The sequence below is a fragment of the Rhodoferax sp. genome, from assembly GCF_018780565.1.
Taxonomy (GTDB): Bacteria; Pseudomonadota; Gammaproteobacteria; order Burkholderiales; family Burkholderiaceae_C; genus Rhodoferax.
Map to the genome: position 1 here is coordinate 242,392 of NZ_JADMJN010000005.1, position 16,121 is coordinate 258,512.

Here is a 16,121-nt window from a genome sequence, read left to right on the forward strand (position 1 = left end):
TTCTTGGGCCCTGGCTAGGAAGCCAACGCTTCCAGTAACTCGGTCTCGATCTCGATCTGGGCGCGGTTGTGCTGCAACTCTGCGCCCTGGATCAGAAAGGTGTCGTCCACGCGTTCGCCCAGGGTTGCAATCTTGGCCAGCTGGAGATTGATGTTGTGCCTGGCCAGTACGCGTGCCACGCAATACAACAGCCCGACCCGATCGCTCGCGGAAATATTGAGCAGCCAGCGCTGGGCTTTTTCATCGGGTCTCAGCGTGACCCTTGGCGCGATCGGGAAACTCTTGACGCGTCGGGATACCCGTCCGCGACTTGGTGGTGGCAATGGTCCGGTTTGTGCAATAGCCCGCCCCAGCTCGCTCTCCACCATGCTGGTAAGTTCACGGTAGTGGTCTGGGGAACTTGAGGCGACGACCTGAAAAGTGTCCAGTGCATAGCCATTCTTGGCCGTGTGAATGCGCGCGTCCAGAATGCTGAAGCCACCCTGGTCAAAATAGCCGCAGATACGGGCAAACAGGTCCGGCTGGTCGGGTGTGTACACCAGTACCTGCAGGCCTTCACCGACCGGTGACTGGCGGGCGCGCACAATGGATTTCCCCGACCCCATGTGGCGTGAGAGTTGTCGCGTGTGCCAGGCAATATCTGCCGCGTCGTGGCGCATGAAGTAACCCACATCCAGCGTATCCCACAGGGGCTTGTGGGCTTCAAAGGGCAGGGCGTGCAAGGCCAGCATCACCAGGGCCTCGCGCTTGCGGGCTTCGACCTCGGCGTCGGGGTCCGGTGCGCGCCCACCCAGGGCGCGCAGGGTCAGCCGGTACAGGTCTTCCAGCAGCTTGCCCTTCCAGGCATTCCAGACTTTCGGGCTGGTGCCGCGGATGTCGGCCACAGTCAGAAGGTACAGCGCAGTAAGCTGACGTTCAGTGCCAACGCGTTTGGCAAAGGCTTTGATGATGTCGGGGTCGCTTAAATCTGACTTTTGGGCCACGTGGCTCATGGTCAGATGCTCATTCACGATGAATTCGATCAGGCTGGCGTCCTCGCGTTCGATCGCGTGCTGCTTGCAGAAACGCCGAACATCGATGGCACCCAGTTTGGAGTGATCGCCGCCGCGGCCTTTGGCAATATCGTGAAACAGGGCCGCCACGTAAAGTATCCAGGGCTTGTCCCAGCCCGAGGCGAGTTGGGAGCAAAAGGCGTACTCGTGCGCATGCTCCACGATAAAGAAACGCCGCACATTGCGCAGCACCATCAGAATGTGTTGGTCCACGGTGTAGACATGGAACAGGTCGTGCTGCATTTGCCCCACAATGCGGCGAAACACCCACAGGTAACGCCCCAGCACCGAGGTCTGGTTCATCAGCCGCATGGCGTGGGTGATGCCATCGTGCTGCATCAGAATTTTCTTGAAGGTTTCGCGGTTGACAGGGTCGTTGCGGAACTTGCCGTTCATCAAGTTGCGGGCGTTGTACAGAGCCCGCAGGGTGCGTGCCGACAGCCCTTTCACGCCCACGGTCGTTTGATAGACCAGAAAGGTTTCCAGAATGGCGTGCGGCTCGCGCTGGTACAGGTCATCGCTGACCACTTCCACCATGCCGGCTTTTTCCAGAAAACGTTCATTGATGGGGCGCGGCGCGTGGGTTGACGGATTGAGTCGCTCTTCAATGTTGAGCAGCAGAATCTGGTTGAGCTGGGTTACCGCCTTGGCAGCCCAGTAGTAGCGGCGCATCAGTGCCTCGCTGGGGCGAATGAAAACGCTCTTTGTTTTCGCATCGGTGTCGGCCGTGGGATTGTCATACCCAAATGATTGCGCCACGGCAGTTTGAAGATCAAACACCAGCCGGTCTTCCCGGCGCTGGGCAATCAAGTGCAGGCGCGCCCGGATCAGCCGCAACAGCGCTTCATTGTTTTTGAGCTGCTTGACCTCAAAGGCGGTGGCCAGTCCGTTCCTGGCCAAGGCATCCCAGTTGCCGCCAAAACCGGCTGCTTTGGCCACCCACAGAATGACCTGCAGATCGCGCAAGCCACCGGGGGATTCTTTGCAATTGGGCTCCAGGGAATAGGGCGTATCTTCAAACTTGTTGTGGCGCTGGCGCAGCTCCAGCGTCTTGGCAACAAAGAAGGCTTTGGGGTCGATCGCCGAAAAAAATGCTTTCTGAAATCTTGTGAACAGGTCCGCGTTGCCCGTGATCAGCCGCGATTCGATCAGCGAGGTCTGGATGGTGACGTCACGGCTGGCCTCGTCCAGGCACTCGGTGAGCGTGCGAACGCTGGAGCCAATCTCCAGTCCTGTATCCCAGCAGCTGCCAATAAAGCCTTCAATCCGGGCCTTGAGTTGCGCGTCTTTGTCTGGTGACTGATCGTCGGGCAGCAACACCAGTACATCGACATCCGAGTAGGGGAAGAGTTCGCCGCGCCCGAAGCCACCAACGGCGACCAGGGCAAAAGGGGCGGTAAAGCCCGCTTGTTGCCACAGGGCCTGCAACATGCCGTCAGCCAGCACGGAGAGCTTGCCCAGCGTCGCTTTGACGCCTCGTGTGGATGTGCCACTGGACGCCAGTGACGCCAACAGCGCCGATTTCTCGGCGCGGTATTGGTCACGCAGCGAACGGGAGTCCGTCATGGCGCCTCTCAGGCGCTGGCAGTGCTGGCGGCAGCCGGTACAACCTTGGGTACGAAGGCCGGAATGGGTGGGCAGCCCGCCGAGAGGGTCAGCACCTCATAGCCGGTTTCCGTCACCAGCACGGTATGCTCCCATTGCGCGGACAGCGATCGGTCTTTGGTGACGATGGTCCAGCCGTCGCCCATTTCCTTGATCTCGCGACGCCCGATGTTGAGCATGGGTTCAATCGTGATCGTCATGCCGGCCTTGAGTTGATCCAGTGTGCCGGGGCGGCCGTAGTGCAGTACCTGCGGTTCTTCATGGAACTTTTGGCCAATGCCGTGCCCACAAAATTCGCGGACCACGCTGAGGCCGTGACCTTCGGCAAAAGTTTGAATCGCATGGCCAATGTCACCCAGGTAGGCGCCCGCCTTCACCTTGACGATGCCGTGCCACATGGCGTCGTGCGTCAGGTTGCACAGGCGCTTGGCGGCCACGGACACATCGCCCACCATGAACATGCGGCTGGAGTCACCGTGCCAGCCGTCCTTGATGACGGTGACATCCACGTTCACGATATCGCCTTTTTTCAGCGGCTTGTCGTTCGGAATGCCGTGGCACACCTGATGGTTGATCGAAGTGCAGATGGCTTTGGGGTAGGGGTTGTGGCCCGAGGGTGCGTAGTTCAGCGGTGCCGAGATGGCGTGCTGCACTTGGGTGGTGTATTCGTCGGCCAGTTTGTCCAGCTCATTGGTCGTGATGCCGGGTTTGACGAAAGGGGCCAGATAGTCCAGCAGTTCGGCGGCCAGACGGCCCGCCACGCGCATTCCCGCAACGCCTTCAGCGTCTTTGTAAGTGATAGTCATGGAGTCAATTATCCCATTGACGCCACTTTTCTGCGGGAGGTCGGTGCGACGGACAGGTAAAATCTAGGGTTTTCACGGACAGGCCCAGTCAGCGCCTGCGCCATGAGCCGATCGTCAACCCAGTCAGCTATCCATTTCAGGCCCTAAAGTGACCCTGCATATCACCCAAATCGAGGGCGGCAGCGCTCTCAGCAGTTTCCGTGTCCAGCAGTTATTGCCGGGCCTGCAAGCCATTCACGACAAGATCAACGGTATCGCCGCACGCTTTGTGCATCTGGTCACGTCGGACACCTCTCCCTCGCCGGCACTCGCGGACCAGTTGGCGGCCTTACTCACCTACGGCGACCCCTATGTCGGGTCCACAGAGGGCCCGCTGGTGGTGGTTTCTCCGCGCTTTGGCACCGTATCACCCTGGGCCTCCAAAGCCACCGACATTGCCCACAACTGCGGTTTGAACGTCAGGCGGGTCGAGCGGGTGATCGAATACCGCATCAGCCTTAAAAGCGGCCTGTTGAGCAAGTCCACTTTGTCTGATGTGCAACTGGCCCGGATCGGCGAATTGCTGCACGATCGCATGACCGAAAGCGTGATGTTTGACCGCACTTCGGCTTGCGGTTTGTTTACAGAATTGCACCCCGCACCCATGGCCCACGTGGATGTGCTGGGCGGTGGCAAGGCGGCGCTGGAAGCCGCCAACACCCAGTTTGGCCTGGCCCTGGCCGCCGATGAGATTGACTACTTGGTGCAGGCCTTCACTCAGTTGAAGCGCAATCCGACGGACGTGGAACTGATGATGTTCGCGCAGGCCAACAGCGAGCACTGCCGGCACAAGATTTTCAACGCCCAGTTCACCATTGATGGCGTGGCGCAGGACCAGAGCATGTTTGGCATGATCCGCCACACGCACCAGACCAACCCGCAGCACATGCTGGTGGCGTACTCGGACAACGCCTCGGTGATGGAAGGTGCCCAGGTGGAGCGTTTTGTGGCCAAGGCAGCAAATTCCGCTGCTGGCCCTCGTGGAATAAGCTCGGCCAGCTATCAAAAAAATAGTGCAACAAATCACATCTTGATGAAGGTGGAAACCCACAACCACCCGACGGCCATTTCTCCTTTCCCTGGTGCGTCTACCGGTGCCGGTGGTGAGATTCGCGACGAGGGTGCCACCGGGCGCGGCTCCAAGCCCAAGGCGGGCCTGACCGGCTTTACCGTGTCCACGCTGCGTTTTGATGAGGCGCAGTCTGGCTACGGTAAGCCCGGTCACATTGCCAGCCCCTTGCAGATCATGATCGAAGGTCCGCTGGGCGGTGCTGCGTTCAACAACGAATTTGGCCGGCCCAATTTGCTGGGTTATTTCCGGGAGTACGAGCAGAGTGTTTCGTACCGTGCAGCCGCTGGGCAGGATGTGCAGCAGGAGCAGCGCGGCTACCACAAGCCGATCATGATCGCCGGTGGCCTGGGCGTGATTGACGCCACGCAGACCCACAAGATCGAGTTTCCTGCGGGCAGCCTGCTGATCCAGCTGGGTGGCCCCGGCATGCGCATCGGCATGGGCGGCAGTGCGGCCAGCTCCATGGCGACGGGCGCCAATGCGGCTGAGCTTGACTTTGATTCGGTACAGCGCGGCAACCCGGAGATCGAGCGCCGTGCGCAAGAGGTCATCAACCAATGCTGGATTCAGGGCGCGGCCAACCCCATTCTGGCGATCCACGACGTGGGTGCCGGTGGCCTGAGCAATGCCTTCCCCGAGCTGACCAACGATGCCGGGCGCGGAGCCCGCTTCGATTTGCGCGCCGTGCCGTTGGAAGAATCTGGCATGGCCCCCAAGGAAATCTGGTGCAACGAGAGTCAGGAACGCTATGTGCTGGCGATTGCGCCGGAATCGCTGGAGGGCTTTCGTGCCCTGTGCGAACGCGAGCGCTGCCCGTTTGCGGTGGTCGGCGTGGCCACGCAGGAGCGTCAACTGGAATTGGCTGACGCGGGTAACGAATCACCCGTCAACATGCCCATGAACGTGCTGCTGGGCAAGCCGCCCAAGATGCACCGGGATGTGAAAACGGTGGCGCGCAGTTTCAGCCCCGTTGATCTGACCGGTGTCGATCTGCAGAAAGCTTGCATTGACGTGTTGGCCAGCCCCACCGTGGCGTCCAAGCGTTTCCTCATCACTATTGGCGACCGCACCGTGGGTGGCCTGAGCCATCGCGACCAGATGGTGGGCCCCTGGCAGGTGCCGGTGGCCGATTGCGCCGTGACGCTGGCCGATTTCAAGGGCTTCGCAGGTGAGGCCATGAGCATGGGCGAGCGCACGCCGTTGGCCACCGTGAACGCACCGGCATCGGGCCGCATGGCGGTGGCGGAAGCCATCACCAATTTGCTCGCTGCACCGATCGAGTTGTCGCGTGTCAAACTGTCGGCCAACTGGATGGCCGCCTGCGGCGAGCCCGGTGAAGATGCGGCGTTGTACGCCACCGTCAAGGCCGTGGGTCTGGAGCTGTGCCCCGCGTTGGGTATCTCGATTCCGGTGGGTAAAGATTCCCTGTCCATGCGCACGCAGTGGAAGGATGAGCAGGGCGCCAAGAAGGTGACCTCGCCCGTCTCCCTGATCGTGACGGCGTTTGCCACACTGGCCGATGTGCGCGGCACCCTGACGCCGCAACTGAACGCCAGCGAGGACACCACACTGCTGCTGGTGGACTTGGGCCGTGGCCAGAACCGCATGGGCGGCAGCATGCTGGCGCAGACGCTGGGGCAACTGGGTGACCAGGTGCCCGATCTGGACCACCCGCAAGATCTGGTGAACCTGGTCAAGGCCGTCAACGCCTTGCGCGCGCAGGGGCAGATTTTGGCCTATCACGACCGTAGCGATGGCGGCCTGTTTGCCTCGGTATGCGAGATGGCTTTTGCCGGTCATGTGGGCGTGGCCCTGAATGTGGACATGCTGGTCACCGAAGGCGACGGCATTACCGATAGCCGCGCTGACCATGGCGACAGCAAGAACTGGGCAGGGCAGGTGAGCGCACGGCGCGACGAACTCACCCTCAAAGCCCTGTTTAACGAAGAACTGGGCGTGGTGCTGCAGGTTCGCACCGCACAGCGCGGTGACGTCATTCAGACTTTGCGCGAGCACGGCTTGAGCAAATACAGCCATGAGATCGGAAAGACCCGCCCGTTGGACTCGACCGTGGCGATGGGTGTCGGCGAAGTGCAGGTCTGGCGCGATGCCAAGGCCGTGTTCTCGGCCAAGCTGCAGGACCTGCACCAGGTCTGGGATAGCACCAGCTGGAAGATCTGCCAGCAGCGCGACAACCCGGCCTGCGCCGACGCCGAGCACGCTGCTGCCGGTGAGCCGTCGGACCCCGGCATGCACCTGCATTGCGTGCCAAATCAGGCTGCGGCCGCCGTATCATCTGCGCAAGATGCTTCTAAATCAATAGCAAGTCCAGCGCTCATGCTGTCCCGCCCCAAAGTGGCAGTGTTGCGCGAGCAGGGCGTCAACTCGCATGTGGAAATGGCCTATGCCTTTACCGAAGCGGGTTTTGAAGCCTTTGACGTGCACATGACCGACCTGCAAAGTGGCCGCGCCAACCTGGCTGACTTCAAGGGCGTGGTGGCCTGCGGTGGTTTCAGCTACGGCGACACGCTGGGTGCCGGCATTGGCTGGGCTCGCTCCATCACCTTCAATGCCGTTTTGGCCGACCAGTTCAAGGCTTTCTTCGGTCGCACTGACACCTTTGGTTTGGGCGTGTGCAATGGTTGCCAGATGTTTGCCGAGCTGGCCGACATCATTCCGGGCGCACAAGATTGGCCGCGCTTCACGACCAACCAGAGCGAACGCTTCGAGGCACGGTTGAGCATGGTGGAGGTGCTGGAGTCCCCTTCGCTGTTCTTCAAGGGCATGGCCGGCAACCGCTTGCCGATTGCTGTGGCGCACGGCGAGGGCTACGCCAACTTCAAGTACCGGGGCAATGCCGACAAAGCCATCGCCGCCATGCGCTTCACCGACAACCATGGGGCTGCGACCGAGGCTTATCCGTTTAATCCGAACGGCAGTCCCGGCGGCCTGACGGCGGTAACCACGGCCGACGGACGCTTCACCGCCATGATGCCCCACCCCGAGCGCGTGTTTCGCAACATCCAGATGAGTTGGACCAATGGCGACCCAGCGGCTTTCAGCGCCTGGATGCAGCTATGGGAAAACGCGAGACGTTGGGTGGGCTGAAGCTCAGGTCACGGCGACCCGCGTGCTCAAGTCAAGTGTGCGGGTGGCCAGGATGGCTCCCAAGGCCATGGAAAGTGCCAACGCGATACTGGGCTGTTGTCGGGACAGGGCTGCGAAATCGGTGGGGCTGAGTTCCCACACTTTGCAGTCGCTGTAGGCCACGACCGATGCATTGCGAGCCCGGTGAGAAAAGAAACTGCCTTCACCCACCACGGTGCCAGGCCCCAGTATGGCCAGTTGCGTGAAGCCGCCGTCGGTTCGCAGGTCCACTTTCAGGCTGCCGGATTCCAGAAAATACAGTTTGCGATCAGTGGCGCCCTGCGAAATCAAAACGTGCCCGCGTGGCAGCACCGAAGGATGCAGATAGCTGGCCAGTGCGGTCCATCGGTGCGGCTCCATGAACCTGGCCAATGTGCCGTCGTCTGTATGGCGTGATATGGCCGCAACCAGCCCACTTACGTCGGGCTTCTGGGGTGTCAGAACTCCACTGCTCATCGCGGCCTCCCGGCTGTATCGATATCGTCAACGGACGGGATCTCACACCCGCCGGTCAAAGTATGGATGCAGGGCTGCCCGGCGTCAAGCTTTGGGCGTGCTGGCTTTGGGATAGCCCAAACGTGCCAGTGCCTGCTTGACTCGCGCATCGAAAGCATCAGTGACGTTCAAAAGGCGCTGGTCCACGGCTTTGCTCGCGTTGCTGATGCGGCCCTTGAGGAGGTCGGCATTGTTGTCGATCGCGCCACGTGCTTGGAACTCCAGCTTTTCGCCAGCTTTGACCAGCGCTTCAAAGGCTTTTTCTCCGCGGGTACCAGTGGAGGTGGTGACCTTGGCCAAAGCCCCCAAGCCCGCCAGCCAGATGGCACGCTGGGAATCAATCAGCCGCAAGGATGCATCCCGCGTCAGGTGGACCGCAGCGCTGACTTTTTTGCGGCTTTGGCTGGTGACCTGTTTCAAGGTGGCGGGTTGGGCCGCAAGGGTTGTGTCGGTCTTCGTCTTGCGCCTGGTGGCCGGCGCCCGACTTTGCGTCTTGGCCGTTGCAGTTTTCCTTGCTTTGGTAGCAGTGCTGGTAACCATGAATGTTTCCTTATTGAAGGGTGAGACGGATCGCCGTGCAAGCGTTATCCCTGACTAAATCCAAAGAATACAACTCGGTTTCACGCGCTGGATTGTGAAAACGCACGAATCGGGTATCGTTCCCGCATGTCTCGCAACAACCCAGGCTCTGCCATTTCTCGATTCGAAACAGTGGACGCATTGCGTGGTACCGCGATGGTGTGGATGACCGCCTTTCACTTTGGCTTCGATCTGAATCACTTCGGCTACCTTCGGCAGGATTTCTACAACGATCCGCTGTGGACCTGGCAGCGAACCTGCATCGTCAGCCTTTTTCTTTTTTGCGCAGGTATCGGGCAGGCCATTGCCGTCCTTCAAGGCCAGAGCTGGCCTCGTTTCTGGCGCCGCTGGGCTCAGGTTGCCGGATGTGCGGCGCTGGTTACGCTGGGGTCGTGGTGGATGTACCCGCAAAGCTATATTTACTTCGGCGTTTTGCACGGTATTGCATTGATGCTCATTCTGGCGCGGTTGACAGTGCACTGGGGCTGGCACTTGTGGTGGCTCGGCGGGGTCGCCATTGCTTTTAAATTCATAGCAGCCTACGCTTTGACGACGGAGGCCTTGGCCTTGTATGCCGATACCATGAATGCGCCGGTGCTCAACTGGCTGGGTTTTATTTCGCGCAAACCCGTCACAGAAGACTATGTGCCGCTGATTCCCTGGCTGGGTGTCATGTGGTGGGGTGTTGCCGCCGGCGCCAGTTTGTCCCGCCAGGCGTCTGGCATCTTGTCGTGGCGTTTGCCTGAACTGCTGCAGCCATTGGCGGTGCTGGGGCGCTGGAGTTTGAGCTACTACATGGTGCATCAGCCTGTGATGATTGCGGTCTTGATGGCGCTCGCCTGGCTGCTTAAATAGGCTTGCCCATCAAAAAACGCGGCCTTGGCCGCGTTTTTTGTCAAAGCTGCAAGCAGGTTTATTCGATTTTGGCTTTGGCGCGTAAATCTTCCTGGAACTTGGCCAGCTTTTGCTGTTGCAGTTGTTGGGCAATTTGAGGCTTGACCTCGTCAAGCTTGGGCAGCTGGGCGTCGCGGACGTCGTCCAGGCGAATGATGTGGTAGCCGAATTGCGTCTTGACAGGCGCCTCGGTTGTCTTGCCTTTGGCCAGCTTGCCCAAAGCATCCGCGAATTCAGCCACATAGCTTCCGGCGCTGGCCCAGTCGAGATCACCACCTTTGGCGCCAGAACCTGGATCTTTACTGGATTTCTTGGCGATCTCATCAAATTTGCCGCCCTTTTTCAGCTTGGCAATGATGTCTTTCGCTTCGTCTTCTTTTTCCACCAGGATGTGACGCGCACGGTATTCCTTGCCGCCGTTGGCTGCAACAAATTTGTCGTACTCTGCCTTGATCTCAACATCGGTGACTGGATTGTTCTTCTGATAATTGCCGAACAACTCGCGAATCAGGATGGACTGATGTGCCAGCTCCATCTGGGTCTTGAAGTCCTCGGTCGTATCCAGACCCTGCTTTTTGGCTTCCTGAATGAAAATTTCGCGGGCAATGACTTCATCCCTGAGCTGGCCCTGCATTTCAGGCGTGACAGGCCGGCCGGAGCGGGCGATTTGCTGCATCAGTGCATCAATACGTGACTTGGGAACGGCCTTGCCGTTGACGATGGCCACGTTCTGGGCCATAACGGTCGGTGCCAGTGTTCCCAGCATGGCAGCAGCAGCCACAGCCGCCAAAAGTTTCATTTTCATTCAGGTTTCCTATGCGATAAAGTCAAAAACAGGATCTACAAAAGTTCTGCGAAACCAGGCTTGAAAGGGTTCAAGCCGGTGGCAACTGGGCTTCAATCGCCAAGGCGTGCAGGCCCCGGTCCATGAAATCTTGCAGTGCATCATACACAAGGCGATGTCGCATCACGGGCGACTTGCCTGTAAACAAATGTGAAGCAATGCGGACACGAAAGTGGGTGCCAAAACCGGTGCCATTGGCTCCGGCGTGACCATGGTGCTGGAAACTTTCATCCAGTACCTCGAGCGTGGTGGGTTGAAGCGCTTCGCGCAAACGCTGTTCAAGTTGCACCGCAGTGGGGGCTTCGGGGATTGTTGGAGAGGTCATGGTGATGCAGTCGCAAGGGCCTGGGCGTCAGGCCCTGGGCTCGTCAGACTTGAGGTAGCGGGAAATATAAAACCCCTGACCAATGATGAAGGCCAGCGGGAACGCGTAGCCCCAGAGCTTGAAATTCACCCAGGCCTCGGTGCTGTAGTAGGCGGCCACATAGGCATTGATGAGCGACATGAATGCACTGTAGGCAATCCACAAAACGTTGAGTCGCATCCAGACCGGATCGGGGAGTTCCATTTGGCTACCCAGCAACATTTTGAGGAAGTTCTTTTTGTATACCCAGACGGCCACTGCCAGCGCAATCGCCATGGCCGCGTAGAGTACCGTCGGCTTCCATTTGATAAAACGGTCGTCATGCAGGACCAGGGTCAAGGTACCGAAAACAAGCACCAAGGCCAGCGTGATCTTGTGCATGGCCTGCAATTTGCGGTCAATGACGTAGATCAGGACCATTTGAACCACGGTGGCGGCCATCAGCACGCCTGTGCCCACGTATATGTCGTAGGCTTTGTAGGCCCCAAAAAACAGCAGGATGGGGAGGAAATCAATCAGTATTTTCATTTAGGGCTGAAGTTTAACGAAGCCGAGTTCATGCAATAGCGCAGTCCGGTGGGCGCCGGGCCATCTTCGAAGACATGGCCAAGGTGGGCACCGCAGTCAGCGCAGTGCACTTCGGTGCGTTTCATCCACAGCACACCGTCGACCTTGGTGCCCACGGCAGTTTCATCCAGGGGTTGAAAAAAGCTGGGCCAGCCGGAGCCGGATTCGTACTTGGTGCTGGAATCAAACAAGGGCTTTTCGCAGCAGATGCACTTGTAGACGCCCTCTGCCTTGTTGCTCTCCAGCTTGCCGGTGTAGGCGCGTTCGGTGGCTTCGTGGCGTGTGACATCAAAGGCCAGAGGCTCGGCCCCCTTTTCTTGCAGCAGGGCTTTCCACTGGAGCTCGGTTTTTTCGATTTTGTAGCTCATGAAGATGACTCGTCTTAATGTGATGGTAGTTTCAGGAACTGCAACTGATCTCAATGCCTGCAGCCCACTCTGGCGGGAAACCGGCATATTCTTCAAACCCCTTGTGTTCCTCAAATGGGGATTCGAGCAGTGTCAGCAAGGTATTGACTTCGGAAAAGTCCTTTAGTTTCGCTTTTTTGATAGCTTGTTCACCCAAGTGGTTTCGCAGCACAAACTTGGGATTGGTTTTGAGCATCAAATCAGTCGATTCCCCGCGTGGAATATGCTTGATTCGCTCCGAATAGCGTAGCAACCAGGCGTCTGCAGCTACGCGATCCAGGAACAGGTCACGCACTGCAGCAGCATCACGGCCGCCATCCGAATGACTCAGGCGCCGCCAGAAAATGGTGTAGTCGACGCGGTCCGCAGCCAGCAATTTCAGAATGTCTTCAATCAAGGCCCGGTCCAGCGCCGACATCTCACCTTGCGACGCCATCAAACCCAGTTTGGCGCCCATTCTTTGGCCAAACTCCGCTGGAAACACTGTTTTGTAAGACTCAAGCGCAGCAATGGCGGGTTCTTGCTCCCCAATCAGCGGTAGTAAAGCCTGCCCCAGGCAGTACAGATTCCAGTAAGCCATATTGGGCTGTTTGTTGAAGGCATAGCGCCCCTGGTTGTCGGAGTGATTGCAGATGTGGCCTGGGTTGTACGCGTCCAGAAACTGGAATGGCCCATAGTCAATGGTCAGGCCCAGAATGCTCATGTTGTCGGTGTTCATCACGCCATGGCAGAAGCCGACGGACTGCCATTGTGCGACCATGATCGCGGTTCGCTCGCTCACGGCTTGCAAAAGCGCGGCGTAAGGATTGCCGGCAAATTCTTCACTCGTTCGGCATTCGGGGTAGTGCCGGTCAATGGTGTAGTCGGCAAGCGCCTTGAGCTGATCGTGCTGGTTGCCATGTGAAAAATGCTCAAAGTGGCCAAACCGCACGAAGCTGGGTGCCAGTCGCGTGACGACCGCCGCAGTTTCGATCGTTTCACGCCGAATCGGCGCATCCGAGCCAATGACACACAAAGCGCGTGACGTGGGTATGCCCAGGCCGTGCATGGCTTCGCTGCACAGGAATTCGCGAATGCTGGAGCGCAGCACCGCGCGGCCGTCGCCCATGCGGGAGTAGGGCGTGAGTCCCGCACCTTTGAGCTGAACTTCCATGCCTGCGCCCGTCTCGCCCAGCAGAAGGGCGCGGCCGTCGCCCAACTGTCCGGCCCACATTCCGAATTGATGTCCGCTGTACACGCTGGCCAAAGTGGCTCCGCCTGCAAGGCGGCGGTTGCCTGATACCGCTTCCAGCAGTTCGGACGAATCCAGCCAGGACGGGTCCAGCCCCAGTACCGCGGCGGCTGCGCTGCTTCGCCCTACCCAGTAGGGCGCAGGCAGGGGTTGTGGCGCAAGGCGCGTATAAAAGTCTTCGCCCAATTGGGAGAAGCTGTTGTTCCAAGTCAGTCCTATGTCCAGACCGTCGTGGCTGTCAGATGCCGTGTTCATGGTTGAATTGTCTCGCAGTGTCGCCAGACCCCGCGGCCGCAGGGTTATCCGACCTCCGATCGAACCCGCTTCGTGCGCTCAGGAAGTCTGAGGTGCGGAAAAGATGAAATTGGTCAGCGCTTCGTCATCGGGAATTTCCAGTCGGCCGAAATCCAGTGTCACCAGGCCCCGTTGTGCCAGTGACCGCAGCGACTGGTTGGCCGTCTGACGGGAGATGCCGACCAGGCTGGCCAGTTCGTCCTGCGACAGGTTGAGCTTTCGCGTTCGCCCCCAGAACAGCCGACTGAGGGACAGCGCAACACGCTGCTCGGGTGTGCGCAAACGGCTGGTTTCGATAATGGCCATGGTTTGGCTCACCCGGATACTCAATTGCTTTGCCAGAAACTGGTTGAACGCCAGGCTGCTGGCACGCAGTTCATGAAACTCACTCTGCGGCAGGCACAGCAATTCGGTGTCACGCAGGGCAACGACCTCGTAACGGCGAAGCTCGATGTTCATCGCCGAACCTTCGCCGAACCAGTCGCCGCAAGCTGCACACACGAAACTGCATGTCTTTCCCTGAACGGGCACGCTCTGCAATTTGACGAGCCCTGACAGAACGCCATACCACCCTTCCACTTGGGCGCCAGCTGGCAGCAGGACCTCTCCCTTTTTGCCCGAAATGCGCAGCAAACTATCAGCGACCCGGGTTTGAGTCGACAGGGGCAGGCTGGCAAACCAGGGTTGCAGCGCTACAAATCGGGATATGGGAGAGACCGAGTCGGGAAACATGGTTTTTTTATGTAAGACAAGCCGCGATGTGGTCATGGATACGGCTGGTCAGAAAATGAAGACCCAGGGTTACTACCTATAAACTGTCGCTCAGTTGACAGGGTTTGCCGTGCGCCGTCATTCACATCAAAATGACGTCCGCGCCAAGACCTCGATGATACGAAATCTGCTGTTCATGACCTCAGGCTCGTATGTCGGCTTGGCCATGCTTGTTCAAAAACCGCAGTACCATGCGCGTTTCGATTCCACAATTATTCAGGAGTTCTTACATGCTCGGGTTGATGCAAAGCCAACAGTTGTTGATCTCGTCGTTGATCGATTTCGCCGAACGCCACCATGGCGACGCCGAAATCGTGTCACGCCGGGTGGAAGGTGATATCCATCGGTATACCTACAAGGATGTCGCCGCCCGCGCACGGCGCGTGGCCAACGCACTGGATGGTTTAAAGCTTGGCTTTAGCGATCGCGTCGCTACGCTGGCATGGAACGGTTACCGCCATCTTGAGCTTTATTTCGGTGTAAGTGGTTCGGGCCGTGTGTTGCACACGCTCAATCCGCGTCTGCACCCCGACCAGATTGTGTGGATTGCCAATCACGCTGAAGACACGGTCCTGTGTTTTGACATGAGCTTTCTGCCTATCGTGCAGGCTATTCACAGCCGTTGCGGCACGGTCAAGACTTTCGTGGCAATGTGCGACGCAGACAAGCTTCCGGCTGACAGCGGCATTCCCGGGTTGGTGAGCTACGAAGCCTGGATTGGAGCGCAATCCGCCACCTACAAATGGCCCTCGTTTGACGAAAACTCGGCGTCCAGCATGTGCTACACCAGCGGTACAACGGGCAATCCAAAGGCCGCCCTGTATAGCCATCGCTCGACCATGTTGCACGCCTGGGCCGGTGCCTTGCCCGATGCCCTGTGCATGAGCGCGCGCGACACGGTTTTGCCGGTGGTGCCCATGTTCCACGTCAACGCGTGGGGTCTGCCTTATTCGGCTGCCATGACGGGTGCCAAACTGGTGTTCCCCGGACCCGCCATGGATGGCAAGTCGATTTTTGAATTGATTGAAAACGAAAAGGTATCGTTCGCTGCTGGTGTGCCCACCGTCTGGCAAATGATGCTGGGTCACATGCAGGCAGGTGGCTTGCGGTTCTCGACGCTCAAGCGCACGGTGATTGGTGGTTCGGCTTGCCCTCCCGCCATGATCACCTCTTTCAATGATGACTATGGCGTCGAAGTGTTGCACGCCTGGGGCATGACGGAAATGTCCCCCCTGGGTACGGTTTGTACTCTCAAGAACAAACACCTTGCGCTGTCCCCCGCCGAAAAAATGAAAGTCCGCCTCAAGCAGGGCCGTGGCATTTTCGGGGTGGAGATGAAGATCGTCGATGACGAAGGCAAAGAACTTCCGTGGGACGGCAAAGCCTATGGCGACCTGCTGGTCAAGGGCCCGTGGATCATCAGTGAATATTACAAGGGCGAGGGCGGCGCTCCTCTGGTCGATGGCTGGTTTCCAACAGGTGACGTCGCAACGATTGACCCGGATGGTTACATGCAGATCACGGATCGGAGTAAAGACGTCATCAAGTCCGGAGGGGAATGGATCAGCTCGATCGATGTCGAAAACATCGCGATGGCGCATCCTGCTGTGGCGATGGCGGCATGTATCGGCATGAAACATCCGAAGTGGGACGAGCGCCCCATCATTGCCGTGGTCAAGAAGCCAGGTGCCGAAGTGACCCGCGACGACCTGATCAAGTTCTACGATGGCAAGACTGCCAAATGGCAGATCCCGGATGACGTCGTTTTCGTGGATGCCATTCCCTTGGGTGGCACGGGCAAAATGCAAAAATCGAAGTTGCGCGAGCAGCTTGCGGACTACAAACTTCCCGATGCCTGAGTGTTGGCCAACGGTGCGCACCACAGGGGTGCGCACGGGCTTTCGCTCGGGTGTCACATGGGTGATTCGGTGTAGGGGAAACCCTCTTGGTGCAA

The 16,121-nt window shown here is 58.8% G+C and carries 13 protein-coding genes; 3 read left to right on the top strand and 10 right to left on the bottom strand.

The annotated features are described in order from the left end of the window. Positions 1-14: 14 nt before the first annotated feature. Complete coding sequence (locus IV109_RS08630) at positions 15-2,618, bottom strand: [protein-PII] uridylyltransferase (RefSeq protein ID WP_296694913.1); 2,604 nt, start codon at positions 2,616-2,618, stop codon at positions 15-17. A gap of 8 nt (positions 2,619-2,626) precedes the next feature. Continuing rightward, complete coding sequence (gene map, locus IV109_RS08635) at positions 2,627-3,463, bottom strand: type I methionyl aminopeptidase (protein ID WP_296694914.1); 837 nt, start codon at positions 3,461-3,463, stop codon at positions 2,627-2,629. 148 nt (positions 3,464-3,611) lie between these two features. On the opposite strand from map, the gene purL reads away from it, so the two are divergent. Further along, a complete protein-coding gene (purL, locus tag IV109_RS08640; protein WP_296694917.1) occupies positions 3,612-7,682 on the top strand; it encodes a phosphoribosylformylglycinamidine synthase in 4,071 nt (1,356 codons plus the stop codon). 3 nt (positions 7,683-7,685) lie between these two features. Here the strand turns inward: purL and IV109_RS08645 are convergent, their stop codons facing one another. Beyond that, on the bottom strand, positions 7,686-8,177 hold the full coding sequence (locus IV109_RS08645; protein ID WP_296694920.1) for a cyclic nucleotide-binding domain-containing protein: 492 nt from the start codon (positions 8,175-8,177) through the stop codon (positions 7,686-7,688). A gap of 84 nt (positions 8,178-8,261) precedes the next feature. Continuing rightward, complete coding sequence (locus tag IV109_RS08650) at positions 8,262-8,756, bottom strand: phasin family protein (RefSeq protein ID WP_296694923.1); 495 nt, start codon at positions 8,754-8,756, stop codon at positions 8,262-8,264. A 126-nt stretch (positions 8,757-8,882) separates the two neighbouring features. Between IV109_RS08650 and IV109_RS08655 the strand changes: the two genes are divergently transcribed. After that, positions 8,883-9,650 (top strand): heparan-alpha-glucosaminide N-acetyltransferase, encoded by a 768-nt coding sequence (locus IV109_RS08655; RefSeq protein WP_296694924.1) that lies wholly within the window; start codon positions 8,883-8,885, stop codon positions 9,648-9,650. Positions 9,651-9,708: 58 nt separating this feature from the next. On the opposite strand, the gene IV109_RS08660 is transcribed toward IV109_RS08655, so the two are convergent. From IV109_RS08660 to IV109_RS08685, 6 genes are all read right to left on the bottom strand, one after another. Then, positions 9,709-10,494: a peptidylprolyl isomerase gene (locus IV109_RS08660; RefSeq protein WP_296694925.1), complete on the bottom strand. Its 786-nt coding sequence runs from the start codon at positions 10,492-10,494 to the stop codon at positions 9,709-9,711. A gap of 70 nt (positions 10,495-10,564) precedes the next feature. Beyond that, entirely contained in the window at positions 10,565-10,858 is a 294-nt protein-coding gene (locus tag IV109_RS08665) for a BolA family protein (RefSeq protein ID WP_296694926.1), read from the bottom strand. A gap of 27 nt (positions 10,859-10,885) precedes the next feature. Further along, positions 10,886-11,425, bottom strand: a complete 540-nt coding sequence (locus tag IV109_RS08670) for a septation protein A (protein ID WP_296694927.1) — start codon at positions 11,423-11,425, stop codon at positions 10,886-10,888. Further along, on the bottom strand, positions 11,422-11,832 hold the full coding sequence (msrB, locus tag IV109_RS08675; protein ID WP_296694928.1) for a peptide-methionine (R)-S-oxide reductase MsrB: 411 nt from the start codon (positions 11,830-11,832) through the stop codon (positions 11,422-11,424). Before msrB ends, IV109_RS08670 begins: the two co-directional genes overlap by 4 nt. Before the next feature lie 31 nt (positions 11,833-11,863). Next, a complete protein-coding gene (locus IV109_RS08680) occupies positions 11,864-13,357 on the bottom strand; it encodes a protein adenylyltransferase SelO (RefSeq protein WP_296694930.1) in 1,494 nt (497 codons plus the stop codon). A gap of 78 nt (positions 13,358-13,435) precedes the next feature. Next, positions 13,436-14,128: a Crp/Fnr family transcriptional regulator gene (locus tag IV109_RS08685; protein WP_296694932.1), complete on the bottom strand. Its 693-nt coding sequence runs from the start codon at positions 14,126-14,128 to the stop codon at positions 13,436-13,438. Between the two features lie 269 nt (positions 14,129-14,397). Here IV109_RS08685 and IV109_RS08690 point away from each other — a divergent pair, with 269 nt between their 5' ends. Then, positions 14,398-16,026 (top strand): 3-(methylthio)propionyl-CoA ligase, encoded by a 1,629-nt coding sequence (locus tag IV109_RS08690; RefSeq protein ID WP_296694933.1) that lies wholly within the window; start codon positions 14,398-14,400, stop codon positions 16,024-16,026. Positions 16,027-16,121: the final 95 nt, after the last annotated feature.

Coding starts and splice junctions, on each gene's coding strand:
- IV109_RS08630 (WP_296694913.1), bottom strand. CDS start 2,618: ATGACGGACTCCCGTTCGCTGCGTGACCAATACCGCGCCGAGAAATCG.
- IV109_RS08660 (WP_296694925.1), bottom strand. CDS start 10,494: ATGAAAATGAAACTTTTGGCGGCTGTGGCTGCTGCTGCCATGCTGGGA.
- IV109_RS08680 (WP_296694930.1), bottom strand. CDS start 13,357: ATGAACACGGCATCTGACAGCCACGACGGTCTGGACATAGGACTGACT.
- IV109_RS08690 (WP_296694933.1), top strand. CDS start 14,398: ATGCTCGGGTTGATGCAAAGCCAACAGTTGTTGATCTCGTCGTTGATC.
- IV109_RS08685 (WP_296694932.1), bottom strand. CDS start 14,128: ATGTTTCCCGACTCGGTCTCTCCCATATCCCGATTTGTAGCGCTGCAA.
- IV109_RS08650 (WP_296694923.1), bottom strand. CDS start 8,756: ATGGTTACCAGCACTGCTACCAAAGCAAGGAAAACTGCAACGGCCAAG.
- IV109_RS08670 (WP_296694927.1), bottom strand. CDS start 11,425: ATGAAAATACTGATTGATTTCCTCCCCATCCTGCTGTTTTTTGGGGCC.
- map (WP_296694914.1), bottom strand. CDS start 3,463: ATGACTATCACTTACAAAGACGCTGAAGGCGTTGCGGGAATGCGCGTG.
- IV109_RS08665 (WP_296694926.1), bottom strand. CDS start 10,858: ATGACCTCTCCAACAATCCCCGAAGCCCCCACTGCGGTGCAACTTGAA.
- IV109_RS08655 (WP_296694924.1), top strand. CDS start 8,883: ATGTCTCGCAACAACCCAGGCTCTGCCATTTCTCGATTCGAAACAGTG.
- IV109_RS08645 (WP_296694920.1), bottom strand. CDS start 8,177: ATGAGCAGTGGAGTTCTGACACCCCAGAAGCCCGACGTAAGTGGGCTG.
- msrB (WP_296694928.1), bottom strand. CDS start 11,832: ATGAGCTACAAAATCGAAAAAACCGAGCTCCAGTGGAAAGCCCTGCTG.